This is a genomic window from Xanthobacter sp. BG11Y11_SDJG (assembly GCF_057364445.1).
In genome coordinates, this window is the sequence record NZ_JBNFNU010000760.1 from 1 (window position 1) to 943 (window position 943).

Genomic DNA, 943 nt, shown 5'->3' on the forward strand with positions numbered 1-943 from the left:
GGCCAGCGCGGCCTGCGCTGCGTGAGGCGCTCGCCGCGGCGCTCGGCCTCGTCACCGCCGGCCGCGCCGATGCCCTCGTCACCTGCCCGCTGGCCAAATCCGTGGTGCAGGCCGCCGGCTTTCCCTTTCCCGGCCACACCGAATATCTCGCCGACCGCGCCCGCCGCCCCGACGGCACGGTGCCGCGCCCGGCGATGCTGATCTGGTCGCCGCTGCTCGCCGTGGTGCCCGCCACCATCCACGTGCCGCTGAAGGACGTGCCCGGTCTGCTGACCACCGCCCTGCTGGTGGAGACCGGGCGCATCGTCGCCCGCGACATGGCGCGGCGCTTCGGCCTTTTCGCGGCCGCGTCTCACCTTCTGCGGCCTCAACCCCCATGCCGGCGAGGGCGGCCTCATGGGCGCGGAGGACGAGGCCGTGGTGCGCCCGGCGGTGGAGGCGCTCATGGCCGAGGGCATCGCCGCGCTCGGCCCACTGCCCGCCGACACCCTGTTCCACCCGCAGGCGCGCGCGCATTACGACGTGGCCATCGGCATGTATCACGACCAGGTGCTGATCCCGGCCAAGACGCTGGCCTTCCACGACGGGGTGAACGCCACCCTGGGCCTGCCCTTCATCCGCACCTCGCCGGACCACGGCACGGCGTTCGACATCGCCGGCACCGGCCGCGCCGACCCGTCGAGCCTGATCGCCGCGCTCAGGCTCGCGCGCCGGCTGGCCGACACCGAGGCGGCGGGGGCGCAGGCGGCGTGAGCGCGCTCGACGACCTTCCGCCTTTGCGCGAGGTGATCCGGGCCCACGGCCTGTCGGCGCAGAAGTCGCTGGGCCAGAACTTCCTCTTGGACCTCAACCTCACCGCCCGCGTGGCCCGCGCTCCGGTCCGCTGGAGGGCGCGACGGCGTCGAGGTCGGCCCCGGCCCCGGCGGCCTCACGCGCGCTGCTG

The 943-nt window shown here is 75.1% G+C and carries 2 pseudogenes; both read left to right on the forward strand.

Features of this window, described 5'->3' with window-relative positions:
• Window positions 1–753: pseudogene (gene pdxA / locus AC2W7M_RS26350) on the forward strand (4-hydroxythreonine-4-phosphate dehydrogenase PdxA); the annotation flags it as partial.
• Window positions 750–943: pseudogene (locus tag AC2W7M_RS26355) on the forward strand (hypothetical protein); the annotation flags it as partial. The pseudogenes pdxA and AC2W7M_RS26355, both read left to right, overlap by 4 nt.